15 protein-coding genes are annotated in these 15,787 nt (G+C 39.5%); 7 read left to right on the forward strand and 8 right to left on the reverse strand.

The annotated features are described in order from the left end of the window. Nucleotides 1-30 precede the first annotated feature (30 nt). Complete coding sequence (locus LB467_RS09215; protein ID WP_224473741.1) at nucleotides 31-540, forward strand: DUF1440 domain-containing protein; 510 nt, start codon at nucleotides 31-33, stop codon at nucleotides 538-540. Here LB467_RS09215 and LB467_RS09220 read toward each other — a convergent pair. From LB467_RS09220 to LB467_RS09230, 3 genes are all read right to left on the reverse strand, one after another. After that, nucleotides 537-3,011, reverse strand: coding sequence for a ligase-associated DNA damage response DEXH box helicase (locus LB467_RS09220; protein WP_224473742.1), 2,475 nt, complete (start codon nucleotides 3,009-3,011; stop codon nucleotides 537-539). The genes LB467_RS09215 and LB467_RS09220 overlap by 4 nt on opposite strands. A gap of 54 nt (nucleotides 3,012-3,065) precedes the next feature. After that, entirely contained in the window at nucleotides 3,066-4,661 is a 1,596-nt protein-coding gene (locus LB467_RS09225) for an ATP-dependent DNA ligase (RefSeq protein WP_224473787.1), read from the reverse strand. 98 nt (nucleotides 4,662-4,759) lie between these two features. Next, nucleotides 4,760-5,785: a ligase-associated DNA damage response exonuclease gene (locus LB467_RS09230; RefSeq protein ID WP_224473743.1), complete on the reverse strand. Its 1,026-nt coding sequence runs from the start codon at nucleotides 5,783-5,785 to the stop codon at nucleotides 4,760-4,762. Nucleotides 5,786-5,939: 154 nt separating this feature from the next. On the opposite strand from LB467_RS09230, the gene LB467_RS09235 reads away from it, so the two are divergent. Beyond that, entirely contained in the window at nucleotides 5,940-6,368 is a 429-nt protein-coding gene (locus LB467_RS09235; protein WP_224473744.1) for a tellurite resistance TerB family protein, read from the forward strand. Between the two features lie 571 nt (nucleotides 6,369-6,939). Here LB467_RS09235 and fbp read toward each other — a convergent pair. Then, complete coding sequence (fbp, locus tag LB467_RS09240; protein WP_224473745.1) at nucleotides 6,940-7,947, reverse strand: class 1 fructose-bisphosphatase; 1,008 nt, start codon at nucleotides 7,945-7,947, stop codon at nucleotides 6,940-6,942. A 195-nt stretch (nucleotides 7,948-8,142) separates the two neighbouring features. Between fbp and LB467_RS09245 the strand changes: the two genes are divergently transcribed. From LB467_RS09245 to LB467_RS09265, 5 genes are all read left to right on the forward strand, one after another. Continuing rightward, nucleotides 8,143-8,625: a GNAT family N-acetyltransferase gene (locus LB467_RS09245; RefSeq protein ID WP_224473746.1), complete on the forward strand. Its 483-nt coding sequence runs from the start codon at nucleotides 8,143-8,145 to the stop codon at nucleotides 8,623-8,625. A 72-nt stretch (nucleotides 8,626-8,697) separates the two neighbouring features. After that, nucleotides 8,698-9,168: a GNAT family N-acetyltransferase gene (locus LB467_RS09250; protein ID WP_224473747.1), complete on the forward strand. Its 471-nt coding sequence runs from the start codon at nucleotides 8,698-8,700 to the stop codon at nucleotides 9,166-9,168. Nucleotides 9,169-9,174: 6 nt separating this feature from the next. Next, on the forward strand, nucleotides 9,175-10,425 hold the full coding sequence (locus LB467_RS09255; protein ID WP_224473748.1) for an aspartate kinase: 1,251 nt from the start codon (nucleotides 9,175-9,177) through the stop codon (nucleotides 10,423-10,425). 40 nt (nucleotides 10,426-10,465) lie between these two features. Then, nucleotides 10,466-12,268, forward strand: a complete 1,803-nt coding sequence (locus LB467_RS09260; protein WP_224473749.1) for a GNAT family N-acyltransferase — start codon at nucleotides 10,466-10,468, stop codon at nucleotides 12,266-12,268. An 87-nt stretch (nucleotides 12,269-12,355) separates the two neighbouring features. Continuing rightward, nucleotides 12,356-13,006, forward strand: a complete 651-nt coding sequence (locus tag LB467_RS09265) for an SDR family oxidoreductase (protein ID WP_224473750.1) — start codon at nucleotides 12,356-12,358, stop codon at nucleotides 13,004-13,006. A gap of 111 nt (nucleotides 13,007-13,117) precedes the next feature. On the opposite strand, the gene LB467_RS09270 is transcribed toward LB467_RS09265, so the two are convergent. The 4 genes from LB467_RS09270 to LB467_RS09285 all read right to left on the reverse strand — a co-directional run bounded on the left by LB467_RS09270 (nucleotide 13,118) and on the right by LB467_RS09285 (nucleotide 15,730). Next, nucleotides 13,118-13,534, reverse strand: coding sequence for an arsenate reductase ArsC (locus LB467_RS09270; protein ID WP_224473751.1), 417 nt, complete (start codon nucleotides 13,532-13,534; stop codon nucleotides 13,118-13,120). Between the two features lie 11 nt (nucleotides 13,535-13,545). After that, nucleotides 13,546-14,031, reverse strand: a complete 486-nt coding sequence (locus LB467_RS09275; protein WP_224473752.1) for a DUF6428 family protein — start codon at nucleotides 14,029-14,031, stop codon at nucleotides 13,546-13,548. Nucleotides 14,032-14,131: 100 nt separating this feature from the next. Beyond that, nucleotides 14,132-14,518 carry a VOC family protein gene (locus tag LB467_RS09280; protein WP_224473753.1) on the reverse strand — a complete coding sequence of 129 codons (387 nt, stop codon included), beginning with the start codon at nucleotides 14,516-14,518 and terminating at the stop codon, nucleotides 14,132-14,134. A gap of 231 nt (nucleotides 14,519-14,749) precedes the next feature. Further along, complete coding sequence (locus LB467_RS09285; protein WP_224473754.1) at nucleotides 14,750-15,730, reverse strand: 2-hydroxyacid dehydrogenase; 981 nt, start codon at nucleotides 15,728-15,730, stop codon at nucleotides 14,750-14,752. Nucleotides 15,731-15,787: the final 57 nt, after the last annotated feature.

Raw genomic sequence — 15,787 nt, forward strand, 5'->3', positions numbered from 1 at the left:
AGATAGTTTTAATCTGTAAACTAAACTATTATGAACGTACAGACTTTGCTTAAAAGAGATTCTTATTCTAAAGCCACCGGGCGCGGTCTTTTAGCCGGAGTAATTGGTGGACTTGCCGGTACAGCGGTAAAAAGTCTTGTAGAACATTTTTTGACAGTGCGTAAAGTTGAGCAACGTTCTGCCCAAATTAAAATAGTAGACGATCTTTCAACTAAAATCACCGGTTCGCCGATAAGTGTTGATAATGAAGAATTGGCCGAACAATTAGTGAATTTTCCTATTGGAGCCAGTGTGGGCGCCGCTTACGGGTTTGGGAAAAAGGATAATGACGAATTAAATATTAAAGACGGAATTATTCTGGGAGGTTCTACCTGGATCACCACTCACGAAACTTCCCTACCAATGATGGGCTTGGAGCCCAAACCCACAGATGTTCCCATAAGAATGCAAATGAATGAGCTTTTTGCTCACGTACTTTTCGGAATTACTACTGAAGTGGTTCGTAGTACGGTGCTCAAAAGACTGAACGAAAGAAATTAATTCTCCAGGCTTTTCAGCATTTTTCTAATCCTGTCTTCCAGTTTTTCTGAAGACAGTTTTTCCCGCAACCTGTCAGTAATAATTGGGAATGAAAATGGAGTGGGTTTTTCGCAGTTTTTCCAAACGATTTTTTGATGGGAAATTCGCTCTAAGGCCAATCTTAAACGACCTTCTTCCAATTGATGTTCAAAGGTTTCCCGAAAGGCCTGCAAGTACAATAAATTATCATCTTCATAATCTTTAAAAACGCTGAATAACAATTGTGAACTGCTTTGTAAATGCTTGCTTTTAATCAGTTTATTTGGATAACCGGTAAAAACCAACCCTGCAATCACCGCGATATCTCTAAATTTTCTCCGGGCCATTTCGGTAGCATTTAAACTTTTATAAAGATCGTCCATCAAAAATTCTGCGGAAAATAAGTTGTTGTCCAACACCTGTTGCATATTGATCTTCTGGTCTGAAAGCAATTCGAACCCATAATCATTGAAGGCAATACTGAAAGAAATAGGCGAAAGCAAACTAATGCGATAGGCCAGCAAACTTCCTAAAGCTTCGTGTACAAAGCGCCCTTCAAAAGGATAGAAAATCGCGTGATAACCTTCGCGGGTTTTAAAAGTTTCAATCAAAAATTCATCTTTAGTCGGAATAATAGATTCTTTTTGCTGTCTTTGCAGAATTGGCCGTAAAGCTTTTAATTCCGGCGACTTCTCGGCTGTGCCGAAAGAAACCGAAGCTGAAGCCGCATACATTTCTTCCCTAAGCAGCTCACTCATTTGCGCCGAAAAAGACATTCTGCCGCCCATCCAGCTGGGAACTTTCGAGGTTTTTTTCTTTGATTTTCGCACTAAAACCTGCATACTTTTAATCCTGACCAGTTCCAGGTTTCTTCCCGCAAAAGTAAAAACATCGCCCGGAGTAAGTTTAGAAATAAACCATTCTTCGATCGTGCCTATGTACCCGCCTTTTAAATATTTTACGCCTAAAACAGCATCGCTCACAATAGTCCCAATTTGCAGTCGGTGGCGCATTGCAATCCCGCGATTATTCACTTTAAAACGCCCGTCTTCTTCAATTTCGATTTTCTTGTATTCGTCGTAAGCCTGCAAACTCTGGCTACCTTTCGTGACGAAATTCAAAATCCAAAGCCATTCATCTTCGGTCATTGCATTAAAACAAAATGTAGATTTAATTTCCGGCCAGATTTCCTTCGGAAAAAACCCGTTAGAAACCGCCAGGGTTGTGAGATATTGCACCAAAACATCAAAACTCAATAAATACGGAATTCGGTCTTCAACCGCAGTTTTTTTAACTGCTTTTTGCAAAGCCGAAGCTTCAATAAGTTCTATGGCGTGGGTAGGTAAAAAATGGATTACACTTTCCTTCCCAGGCTGGTGACCACTTCTTCCCGCCCGCTGTAAAAATCGCGCCACTCCTTTTGGCCCACCGATTTGAATAATAGTTTCCACAGGTGCAAAATCTACTCCCAAATCAAGGCTGGAAGTACAAACCACGGCTTTTAAGGTTTCATTTCTAATAGCCTGCTCTACCCAAAGCCGGGTTTCTTTGTTGATGCTGCCGTGGTGCATCGCCACTTCCCCTGCGAATTCCGGATATTTATTCATCAGTTTTTGAAACCAAATTTCGCATTGCGAACGGGTATTTGTAAAAAGAAGTGTGGTCCTGGAATTGTTGATGATCGGCACCACCTCATCAATTAGATGTAAACCCAAATGCCCGCGCCAGGGAAACTTTTCCATTTTCTTCGGAATAATAGATTTAACGCTGATCTTTTTCTTCAAATTTGCCCTTATCAAAACTGAATTCTGAAAGGCTTGAGATCCTGGACCGAGCAAAACCTCTCGTGCCTGCTCTAAATTCCCAATCGTTGCGGAGATCCCCCAAATCCTTAAATCTTTTGAAACGGTTTTTAAACGTGACAAAGCCAGTTCCATTTGCACACCGCGCTTTGTCCCCAGCAATTCGTGCCATTCATCAACCACCACGGCACTTAGATTTTTAAAGGTTTGATCGTAATTCTTTGAAGAAAGCAACAATTGTAGACTCTCGGGCGTAGTGATCAGCAAATCGGGCATCGATTTTTTTTGAGCAGCACGTACTTTTTGTGGAGTATCCCCCGTGCGGATTCCCACAGTTAATCCGCTATCAATTTCATCGACAAATCGTTGCGCGGCCTGTTCAATTTCTACAGAAAGTGCACGAAGTGGCGTAATCCAAATCGCTTTTAAGCCTTTTTTATGGGAAGTTTTATAATTGGGATTTTTCTTTAAATAATCCAAAACAATCGGGACCCAAAGCGCGTAGGTTTTCCCACTTCCCGTGGGCGCATTTAAAAGACCATTTTTCCCTTGCAAAAAAGCCGTCCAGGTTTGCTTCTGAAAAGCAAAAGGCTTCCAGCCCTGGTTGGAGAACCAGGTTTCGGCGATCTGGGTGAGTTGTTTTTTGTTCATTCTTCAAAAGATCTCACAGGTTTGCAAAACCTGTGAGATTTGTTTTTAATTAGTTCAATCCGGTATCAAATCCCTTAACTCACCAAGCGTATTTGCTTCGTGGATATTCTTATCGGTTCGCCAGCGGACCATCCTGGGAAATCTTGTTGCTACCCCACTCTTATGACGTTTTGACTCTGCTATACCTTCAAAAGCGATTTCAAACACGTGGTGTGGTGTAACACTTCGTACGGGACCAAAACGCTCTATAGTATTTTTCTTGATCCAGGCGTCCAGTTTTCTAAATTCGGCATCGGTTAGGCCAGAATATGCTTTCGCGAAAGTGACCAATTCTTTCCTTTCATCGTCCCATAAGCCAAAAGTATAATCGGTGAATAAATTGCTTCGACGCCCGTGACCGCGCATGGCGTAGGTAAGTACTGCATCTACTGTAAGCGGATCTACTTTCCATTTCCACCAGTCGCCTTTTTTTCTTCCCACCAAATATGGGGAATCCAACCTTTTGAGCATCAGCCCTTCCGATTTCTCCTCGCGAGCCCGTTCGCGTTCTTCAGCAACTTCAGCCCAGTTTTTAAAGGAAATTCTCTCTGATAAATGCAAGGGAGTTTCTTCCGAAGAAACTTCTGCATAAAGTTTTTCAAGGATTTTTCTTCGTTCTTCAAAAGGTTTGGTTCGAATATCTTCACCTTCCCATTCTAAAACATCGTAAGCTTTTAGAATTACCGGGGTTTTTTCAAGCAATTTTTTACTTATACTTTTTCTTCCAATTCGGGTTTGCAGATCTTTAAAAGTGCCTATTTTTCCTTTTGGAAATGGTAAAATCTCTCCATCGATTACCGTTCCGTTTAGAATTTTCCCCACAAATTCTTCAAATTCGGGATATTTATCGGTTACCAATTCTTCCCCGCGGCTCCATACAAAAAGTTCGTCGTTTCTTACTATTACCTGCGAGCGAATACCATCCCATTTATGTTCCGCGCTCCACTCGGCCACATCACCAAGCTCTTCCACTTTGCCATCTATTGCGTAAGCCAGGTAAAACGGGTAAGGTTTAGACAAATAATCCTCCTCATTTTCTTCTAAAATCAGTTTATTGAAAGTGGTTTTTTCCGGTTTCCAGTTCCCCATCATTTTATAGGCGAGAATATCTTCATCGATATCGGTTGCTTTTGAAAGTGCGCGGGTCATTAATTTTTGACTCACCCCTATACGAAAACTACCGGTAATGAGTTTGGTAAAAACAAAGCGTTCATAATAATTCAGCGAAAGCCAGTTTTGGTGTAAATATTCCTTTTTATCGGCTTCGCTCTTAGCTTTTAAATCGATAATTTCTTGAAGAAACTGGTTCAGGCTTTTTTCTGTAGGTTCTTCAGCGGGCGGAATCACCAAAGCAATGGTTTCGGCTAAATCGCCAACGATATGATAAGATTCCTCAAACAACCACAAGGGAATATTTGCCAACTCTGAAGCCCATTCCCGCATCAAAGTCGTATTCACCGGTCGCGGGGGCCGGCGATGCGATAAAATAGCAATGGTCCAAACCTTGTCTTTATCTTCGGCATTTTTAAAATAATGGGTTAAGGCAGCTACTTTTAAAGTGGTTTTATTGGTACTGTCTAAGGTTTTTATGAGCTCTGCGAAATCCCGCATACCCTGAAGGGAAAGTTCTCTATCCTGATTTTCTTCTCTCATAATTTCCTTTTCTAAAACTGCTTATTCCTCGAATGTGTCCTAAATGTCAAAGCCTTTTAATTTTCTTTCTCTACTTCACTTTTTGATTCTTCTTCTCCCATTTCCCCTTCATATTGGGTTTCTTCGGTTCGGGCGTCATAGCCAATTTCCCTTAAATACCGGGAGAAAATATCGGTGTAACCGTGAGTGCAAATCACCCTCTCGGCGCCGGTTGCTTTTATAGATTTTAGCAATCCCTGCCAGTCACAATGATCGGAAAGTACAAAACCACGGTCTATAGCCCTTCTTCGGCGTGCCCCTCTAAATGTCATCCAGCCGCTGGCTGAAGCAGTAACATACGGCACCATTTTTTTAATCCACGGGCTGCCGTGCGCACTTGGTGGTGCCACCACAATATTTCCTTTGAATTCATCTTTTTTGGTGTCGCGGGTAATCCTGGTGGTTTCAGGCATTTCGGATAAAGGTCGAACTACTTCAGTCATATTCTCTATGGCGCCGTGGGTGTAAATTTCGCCGATGGAGGTATCGAGATATTTCAGCAGGCGTTGCGCTTTTCCGAGGGAATAACCAAAGATCACCGAAGTCCTGCCATCTTCCTTATTTTGTTGCCACCAATTATTGATTTCAGTAAAAACTTCCGCCTGCGGTTGCCATTTAAAAGCGGGCAGCCCAAAAGTACATTCGGTAATGAAGGTGTTGCATTTTACGGGTTCATAAGGAACCGCCACACCATCATTTTCATCTTTATAATCGCCGGTAAACACCCATACCTCACCTTTATATTCCACCCGAATTTGAGAAGAACCAATGATATGCCCGGCCGGATGCAAGGAAAATTTAACCCCGTTAATCGTAAAGGTTTCGTTCCATTCTTTGCCTGAAACTTCAATTTCTCCAAGCCGGTGTTTTATAATAGGGACATTGCTGTGATGGGTGATGTATTTTTTATTACCCCAGCGGGAATGATCGGCGTGGCCGTGTGTAATAATAGCTTTATCTACCGGTTTCCAGGGATCCAGATAAACATCTGCCGCCTCGCAGTAAATTCCTTTTTTATTAAAAGCGAGTAAAGGTGGTTTCATTTTTTGGGTACTTAAAATGAAATTACCTAAAATGAAACGCCTAAAAAAGGGATTAAGAAAAGATTAGCGATTGATGAAAGTCTTAATTTTTAGAAGGTTTTTGATGAATTTTATTTTCAGCTTTAAGTATATTTGTGGCATAAAATTCAATAAAATGTCATTTTCAGATTTATTTGATTCGGGGGAACACCTTCGCAACATCAACCACTTTGCTTCTATTGTTAACCTTGCGAGTGTAGATGGTGAGATTAACGAAAGGGAGAGTGTTCTTTTAGAACGTTTTGCTCGTAAACTTGATATTAGCCAGCAGGAATATAAAATGGTTATTAAAAACCCGTCAGAGTTTCCTATTAGCGCTTATAATAGTGTGGAAAAACGTTTAGAACGTCTGCACGACCTTTTTAAGATCATTTTTGCCGATAACGAAATTGATCGTGAAGAGGAAATCCTAATTAAGCGATATGCTATAGGTCTAGGTTTTTCAAACGAACATGCCGACAAAATTATTAAAAGATCTATACAAATTTTTACCGGGCAACTAAATTTTGAAGATTACCACTATCTTTTGAATAAGGAAAATTAAAAGGTTTGAAATAATAAAAAGCGTCACCCTGAGACCCGTGATAAAAAAATTACCTAGCGTAGGAAAATGACGTTTTCAAGCATAGCGAGTTTTAAACTCCGTGTGTGAGTGTAGAAAATCAGCAGCGTTAATAATTTTTGAAAGCTTGTCCAGAGTGGAGTCGAGGGGCCCTGAAAAAAATTTAGCTGCTGATTTGCGATTTTTTCTGCCTCCGACGACCAGAAGGGAGAGGAAGGCAGTTGCCAAAAAAACACCTCCACATAGGGCGCCCTTCCTGCCCGTCCGTTCAGGCGGGTTTTGTTTCGTTTTAATTGTATCCGACGAACGGAGTGAGAGGAATACACACAAAAAATGAAAAAAGAAACTTCCATACCAGTTAAGTTTCATTTTGAATTATAAAAACAAGCCTGAATAACAGGATTTTAAAAATACGTCAATGGCAACTAGTTTCAGAGCTTGCTCCGGAATTTATTCGGAGATCTAATTGCAGAGAACTAACCTCAAATTAGAAGCTGAAATGAATTCAGCTTAACGTTAATAAGATTTTCATATAAGAACTCTTTCTTTCCTTTTATCCATATTTTTGCATAAATTCTTCGGCCTTATCTACCATATTTTTACTTCCGCAGAAAAAAGGCGCGCGTTGGTGCAATTCTGTAGGTTGAATATCCATTATTCGGGTAAACCCGTCAGTGGCTTTTCCTCCTGCCTGTTCCACTATAAATGCCATTGGGTTACATTCGTATAATAACCTAAGTTTCCCATTATTAGCTTTAGAACTTTTTGGATAGATAAAAATTCCGCCTTTAATCATATTTCGGTGAATATCTGAAACCATAGATCCAATATACCTGGAGGTGTAAGGCCTATCCTCCTTTTCTTCCTGGCAATATTTAATATACTTTTTCACACCAAGGGGAAAATGCACATAATTACCCTCGTTCATAGAATAAATACTTCCGTTTTCCGGGAATTTTATATCGGGATGCGACAAGTACCAGGAACCTAAAGCTGGATTCAAGGTAAAGCCATTAACCCCACAACCAGTAGTGTAAACCAACATAGTAGAAGTACCATAAATTATATAACCGGCCGCCACTTGCTTGTTGCCAGGTTGCAAAAAATCTTCTTTGGTAACCGGTGTACCAATTGGGGTGACCCGTCGGTAAATGGAAAAAATAGTCCCTACGGAAACGTTCACATCAATATTTGAGCTTCCGTCCAGAGGATCCATAAGTACAACATACTTATTTTGGTTATCCATATTTTTTCCAGAAATAGTAATAAAATCGTCGTTTTCTTCGGAAGCAATTCCACAAACAATCTCGCGATTAATCAGGGTTTGAATAAAAGTTTCATTGGCGTAAACATCCAGTTTTTGCTGATCTTCCCCCTGGATATTGGTGTCCCCCTGCAAGCCTAAAATATCTACAAGTCCGGCCTTATTAACCTCATGGTTTACCACTTTAGCCGCCAAACGTAAAGACCTGATTAAACGGGAAAGTTCCCCTGAAGAATAGGGAAACGCGGCTTGATTATCTATAATAAATTCGCCTAGAGTCTGATTTTTCTTAACCATTACGTACCAATATCGTTATTTGTATCAAAATTATTCATTTTTCTGAGTTACTAAAACGTTTTCGTGAATTATATATTGAAAAATCATCAAATAAAAGTTGCTTTTGGCTAGGCTTCGTGAATTTTTCGACTGCTATTTCTAGAAAATAGCTGTTTTGAAATTTCATTCTTTATTTTTGTGTCTAAAGCGATAAAAATGGAATTTAAAATTAGAAAAGCAAAGCCGGAAGATATGCCAGCGGTTTTAGAGCTTATACAGGAACTTGCCGAATTTGAAAAAGAACCCGATGCGGTAATTATTTCTGCAGAAGACCTTAAAAGAGATGGTTTTGGCCCCAACCCCTCCTTTACTTGTTTTGTAGCTGAAGCCGCCGGGAAAATTGAAGGTATGGCCCTATGTTATTTTAGGTATTCTACCTGGAAAGGAAAAACCGTTCACCTGGAAGATCTGGTAGTTAGGGAAAATATGCGTGGCAAAGGCTTGGGAAATGCACTTTACAAGCGGGTTATTGAATTTGCTAAAGAAGAAGGTGTAAAGCGTACCGAATGGGTGGTTTTAGATTGGAACACCCACGCCAGAGACTTTTACAGCCGTAGTGGAGCTACCGTTTTCACCGATTGGTGCACCGTACAAATGGAAGAGGAAGCAATGGATGAATTCCTTGAGAAATCACGTTAATAATACGCTAAGCCGATATTAATCGGCCTTTTTATTAAAATCAATTCCTACTTTTGTAGAAACACCAGACTTATGGAATACGTGATACGCGAAGCTAAGCGGGAAGATATGCCCGCGGTTTTGGAGCTTATAAAAGAACTTGCCGCCTATGAAGAAGCTGCAGATCAGGTTGAAATTCGTGTGAGCGATCTTGAACACGAAGGTTTTGAAGAAAGCAATTTTAAATGTTTTGTAGCCGAAGTAAAAGGGAAAATTGAAGGAATGGCGCTGGTTTATTTTAGGTTCTCTACCTGGAAAGGCCGTACCGTTCACCTGGAAGACCTTATTGTTCGCAAAAAGATGCGTGGTACCGGACTTGGAGGCGCGCTATACAAAAGAGTTGTAAAATACGGTCACGATAATAATGTGAAACGTGTAGAATGGGTAGTTTCTGAAGGCAATAAAAATGCCCAGGAATTCTATGAAAATACCGGAGCAGATATTAAGAAAAACTGGTACACCGTGCATATGGATGAAACCGGAATCCAAAAAAATATCGATTAAAATTTTATGAAAGTTTTTAAGTTTGGAGGCGCATCAGTGAAAGATGCGGCAGGGGTAAGAAATGTTAAGAATGTACTGGACAAGACCGGAAATGGGCCGAAGGTAATCGTGATTTCGGCAATGGGAAAAACCACCAATGCCCTGGAAATTGTAATTAAAGATTATCTATTTGAAAAGCAAATCCCTCAAAGCCTCCAGGCTGTGGAAGATGCCCATTTTGAAGTTATCAATGAGCTTTTTTTAGATCCACAGGCTTCAATTTTTAATAAAGTAACCGCAGCTTTTACCGAACTTAAGAATTTTCTTCTGCATAATAAATCAGAACAATACGACTTTGTTTACGACCAGGTAATTTGTTACGGGGAGTTAATTTCTACCTTAATTGTTAGCGAATATCTAAATTCCCAAAACATAAAAAACAACTGGCTGGACGCCCGGGAATTTGTAAAAACCGATAGCGTTTACCGGGATGCCGGTGTAAACTGGGAAGAAACCCAGGAAGCTATTCAGCAAAATTTAAATATAAATCAGGTAAATATCACCCAGGGTTTTATCGGTTCAGACCCTAATAATTTTACCACCACACTTGGTAGGGAAGGAAGTGATTACACGGCTGCAATTTTTGCTTATTGTTTAAATGCAGAAAATGTAACCATTTGGAAAGATGTTCCCGGTGTTCTAAATGCCGATCCGCGGGAATTTGAAAATCCTGAATTGCTTCAGCAAATCTCGTACGAGGAAGCCATAGAACTGGCATTTTATGGTGCTTCTGTAATTCACCCAAAAACATTGCAGCCACTTCAGCAAAAAGAGATTCCGTTGTTTGTAAAACCCTTTTTAAAGCCGGAAAGCGAAGGCACCAAAGTTGGGAAAGGCCAGCTAATTTTTCCGGAAATACCATGTTTTATCGTTAAAAAAGATCTGGTTTTAATTTCTCTTTCTACCCTGGATTTCTCTTTTATGGTAGAGGAGAATATAAGCGAGGTTTTTCGGCTTTTTCATCAGTATCAAATGAAAGTTGATTTAATACAGAATTCTGCCATTAGTTTTTCGGTTTGTGTAGATAATAAATTCAACCAACTGGAGAAATTACTTCAACATTTAAAGGCCAGGTTTAAGGTAAGTTTTGTGCCCGGGGTTTCTTTGTATACCATTCGGCATTTTAATGATGAAGCGAGAAAAAGCCTTGAAAAAGACAAGGAAATCTTACTAAAACAACTTACGCACAATACCCTTCAAATTGTTACCCGCAAATAAAAATTTCTATCTTTATTCTTACTAACTAATTTAATTTTAAATGGGAATTGTAAGCTCCCGGGAAGTCGCCAGGGTGATGAACCTCGAAAAACTAGGCCCTTTAGGGACATCTATGGGCTGGCTAATCCTAAGAACCACAAAACTTTCCCGGCTTAATAGGGAATACCAGAAACGAAAAAGTCTTAACGGAATTGAATTTATAGACTCGATTTTAGAAGGCTTTGAGATCGATTTTGAAATTCCCGAAAAAGACCTGAAACGAATTCCAAAAACAGGTGCGTTTATAACAATTTCGAATCATCCTCTCGGCGGAATAGACGGAATGATCCTGATGAAATTGTTGCTAAATCAACGCCCGGATTATAAGATTATCGCCAACTTTTTACTTCATCGTTTAGATCCGCTGAAGCCTTACATTCTGCCTGTGAATCCGTTTGAGGATCATAAAGAAGCAAAATCCAGTTTAGGAGGAATTAAAGAAGCGATTTCCCATTTAAAAGATGGCCACGCGCTGGGAATGTTTCCGGCGGGTGAAGTTTCTACTTATAAAGATGAAAAAGTAATTGTAGATAAACCCTGGGAACCAGCGGCGATGAAACTTATCCAAAAAGCGCAAGTTCCCGTGGTGCCAATTTATTTTCACGCCAAGAATTCCACCTTTTTCTACCGGCTGGCCTCTATGAGCGATATTCTGCGTACTGCAAAACTACCTGGTGAAATACTTACGCAAAAGAGACGAAAAATAAAAGTGCGCATTGGTAATCCAATTTCTGTAGAAGATCAATTAGAACATACTAATTTGGAAGCTTTCACGGCTTTGTTGCGCCGAAAAACCTATATGCTGGCTAATGTTTTTGAACGAAAAAAGCTTTTTGAAAAAATTCCAAAGCACCTGAAACTTCCAAAATCTCCAAAAAAGATCGCGGTAGAAACGGCTGAAGCTTTAATGGAAATCGAAGTTGAAAATTGTCGCGAAATGGACAAGCGTTTACTGTCCAGTAAAAATTACGAAGTTTTTCTCGCCAAAAAAGAAGTGATCCCACATATCGTAGCCGAGCTGGGTAGATTGCGCGAAATAACCTTTAGGGAAATTGGCGAAGGCACTAATAATGCTACCGATCTTGATAAATTTGACGATTATTATTACCACCTCTTTTTATGGGATAATGAAGCCAAAAAAGTAGCCGGAGCTTACCGTATGGGAATGGGAAATGAAATCTATGCCAGGTACGGAATTGACGGATTTTATCTTCAGGAGCTTTTTAGGTTTGAGCCGGAATTGCACAAAATGATGAGCCAGTCTATAGAAATGGGTCGGGCTTTTATCATTAAAGAATATCAGCAAAAACCAATGCCGCTTTTCTTACTCTGGAAAGGAATTGTGCATTGTACACTACGTTTTCCGGAGCATAAATACCTGATTGGTGGGGTAAGCATCAGTAATAAGTTTTCAAATTTCTCTAAATCGCTGATGATCGAGTTTATGAAATCGCATTACTACGACCCCTATGTCGCTCAATACATTAAGCCGAAAAAAGAGTTTAAAGTAAAATTAAAAGATGCCGATAAAGATTTTGTTTTTGACGCCAGCGAAGCCGATTTGAATAAATTCGACAAGATTATTGATGAAATTGAGCCCGAAAATATACGCTTACCGGTCTTGATTAAAAAATACATCAAACAAAATGCGAAAGTGGTTGCCTTTAATGTAGACCCGCTTTTCAATAACGCGATAGACGGGTTAATGTACATTAGAATTGCAGATTTACCCGAAAGCACGGTAAAACCGGTGATGGAAGAATTTCAGAAAGAACTGGAAGCTAAATTCAATTCAGAGCAATAGGCTGTTAATTTCATGTTATTCTGATGCATTCCCTATGAAGGTTTTCAATTCATCCTTATCTTCAAACTGATTAAAATTTAAAGAAAAATGGAAAAGATATTAATAGCCGGATCTACCGGACAAACAGGAAAAAGGGTAATTGAAATTTTAAACAACACCGAACATTTTAAACCCATTGCCATGATTCGTAAAGAGGAGCAGAAGCAAATCTTTGATGATATGGAGGTAGAAAGCGTGATGGCAGACCTTGAAGGCGATGTAGACCACGCTTTTAAAGGAATAGACCGTGTAATTTTTGCCGCTGGTTCCGGCGGTAACACCGGCCCTGATAAAACTACAGCGGTAGACCAGCAAGGCGCCAAGAAAATGGTTGATGCCGCTAAGAAATTTAATGTAAAGAAATTCATTATGCTTAGTGCAATGGGAACCGATAAACCTGAAGAAGGCGGAGACCTGGAACATTACCTAAGAGCGAAAAAAGAAGCTGACGATTATTTAGTAGACAGCGGAATTGTTTATACAATTGTTCAACCCGGCAGGCTTACCGACGATATGGGACTTGCTAAGGTGAAATTAGCGCCCAAACTAAATGAGCGTGGGGAAATTTCCCGGGACGATGTAGCCTTTTTACTGGTAATGTGCCTTGCTGATCCATTAGGGAAAAATATGGCTTTCCAGGCTCTGGAAGGAGAAGAGTCAATTAAATCTGCACTTATAGAATTGAGTCAGAATAATTAAGAGAAAGTTACTGGAATAACTTTTATATAAATGCTGTTTGATAATATCAAGATGTTAGATCCTGAAACAAGTTCAGGATGACGTTGGGATTATTAAACAGCATTTTTTAATTTATAGATTATCATTTACAAACTTTTCGCACCAGGCTTTAATATCATTTCTGGTAGTTTTAAACGCTTCCTGAATTTCTTCTTCTGAACCTTCTATTTTTGAGGGATCTTTAAAATTATGGTGTAACCGCACCGCATTCTTTGACGGAATAAACGGACAATTCTCATTCGCGTGATCACAAACCGTGATGATAAAATCAAATTCTACATCTTTATATTCATCTACATTATTGCTGGTATGATAAGAAATATCCAGGCCATCATCTTTCATTATGGCAACCGCTTTTTTATTTAAACCGTGGGTTTCAATTCCTGCGCTGTAAATTTTAGCTCTCTCTTTAGCGAAATGCTTTAAATATCCATGTGCCATCTGGCTTCTGCAGGAATTCCCGGTACAAAGTACGAGTACGTTTTTCATAAAGATTTGTTTTAGCAACAACCACCGCCTGGTGCACACTCGTTTACGGCGACTTCTTCCGGTTGAGCCACGCCACAGGTTTCTTTCGCTTTACAGTCGGTTGGGTTTACGTCTAATTTCATCAATAAATTGCCATTTTTAATCGTAAATCCAGTTACGAATAATTGAGCGGTGTGAAAGTTTGCATTGCTATACTCAAACTTTACCTCCGCTTCCAAATCGTAAGCTTTCATCTGGCCGACTTTATCTAAAATGGACAAAGCTTTGGCAGTTTTCATAAATTCAGTTTTTCCAATTTCTTCCGGACTTTCCCAAAGCTGGATAATCGTTTCGTTCCAGGCATCAGTTCCAGCTCCACAGTCTACCGAGTCGATTTTTTGATGTTTTACTTCCGTAATATGATAATTTGCACCAACCAGTAAGTTGGGTGCGTATTCAAACAGCAGGGGTTTTTCCTGATGTTGTTTCAGCAAATCGAATAATTCTGATGTTTTCATAATCTAAATATTTATATATCGCAATATTACGATTAATAAAAATTAGAACAAAGAAGATTTAATTATTTTTCTGTTTATCTCTATAAAAGAATGCCTTAGCTTAAAGAAAAGCCCTGTCGTTAGGTTCCCAGAGCTCTATTTTATTTCCTTCTAAATCAATTATCCAATCGAATTTACCTTCCTCCACTTTTTGAACTTCTTCCATCACTTCTACACCTTCGGCCTTTAAGGTTTCCAGTAATTCTTCTAGATTTTCAACGCGGTAATTCATCATAAAATCTTTTTCTGAAGGTTTAAAATGATTGGTATCTTCCTTAAAAGGACTCCATTGTGTAGAGCATTTATTTCCGTTTTCGTCCATCCACCAAAAAGTACAACCCCATTGATCGGTATTTAAACCCAGGTGTTTGCTATACCATTCCTTTATCGCTTTTGGATCTTTGGTTTTAAAAAAAACCCCACCGATTCCAGTGACTCTTTTATCCATATTTTCTGAATTAATTTTTCTGAAAATACGATAATTCAGTTAAAGTTTTAAACTATGAACGTCATCACAATCCCAATAATTATCGGGACTGTAATGACGAAAACTTGCTGTTTCAAGGTAGAATTTTAAGATATTAGATTCTGAAATAAATTAGAATGACGGAAATCTGTGAATAAAAAAACCTCACAGGTTTTGGAAACCTGTGAGGTTTAACTACTTCAATTAAGTAAATTACTTCTCCTTCCCTTTTCCAAACTTATCTATGATTTTACCGGCGATTACGCTGGCGAGGCGTTCGTGAGATTCTTTGGTCCATCCCGCCACGTGCGGACTTAAAATCACGTTTTGTAAAAACATAAGTTCCCGCATAGCATCTGGAATCTGGTTCTCTATACTCAAGGAAACGTTTTTTTTATTAGAAAAAAGACTTTCAAAAGAAGCTTTTTCGTATTCCAAAACATCAAGACCGGCGCCAAGTACGCGGCCATCCTTCAATGCGTCTACAAGATCTGCCGTAACCACGTTTTTTCCGCGGGCGGTATTTATAAACCAGAAGGGCTTTTTATAGGCATCAATAAATTCTTTGTTGATCATTTGATCGGTCTCCGGCGTCCAGGGTGTATGCAAGCTCACTACATCACATTTCTCCCGGAATTCTTTCAAAGAGACCTGCCGAGCATTTTCGTCGCCTACACCGTCTTTAATATCATAACAGATTACTTCAACATCAAAGCCGCGTAACTTTTTAGCGAAAGCTTTTCCCATATTTCCGTAGCCAATTATTCCTACAGTTTTTCCGTCTAATTCCAAACCGCGGTTTTCTTCGCGCTGCCAAAGGCCATTCCGCACTTCCCTATCGGCTTTATTCAGCCTATTAAAAAGCGAAAGAAGCATAGCTAAAGTGTGTTCTCCAACGGCATTTCGGTTTCCTTCAGGGGCAGAAAATAAGGTGATTCCGTGTTCTTCTGCGTATTCAACATCAATATTTTCAAGGCCTGCTCCTACCCTGGCAATAAATTTCAAATTAGGCGCGCCATCTATAAATTCTTTATCTATGGTATAACGGCTCCTAATTATAATCCCATCGTAGAGATGCTGATTTTCCAGGGTTTCCTCCCGTGTTTGAGAAAATCCCTCAATATTATGATGCCCGGCATCGTCCAGTTGTTTGATTAAAGTTGGGTGATTGGTATCTGAATGTAAAATAATCATTGCTCTAAAATTGAGTTTTTAAATTTTATAAAATAACGACCGCCGGAAGAAAGCTCA

Source organism: Salegentibacter tibetensis (genome assembly GCF_020164485.1).
In the GTDB taxonomy this organism is placed as follows: domain Bacteria; phylum Bacteroidota; class Bacteroidia; order Flavobacteriales; family Flavobacteriaceae; genus Salegentibacter; species Salegentibacter tibetensis.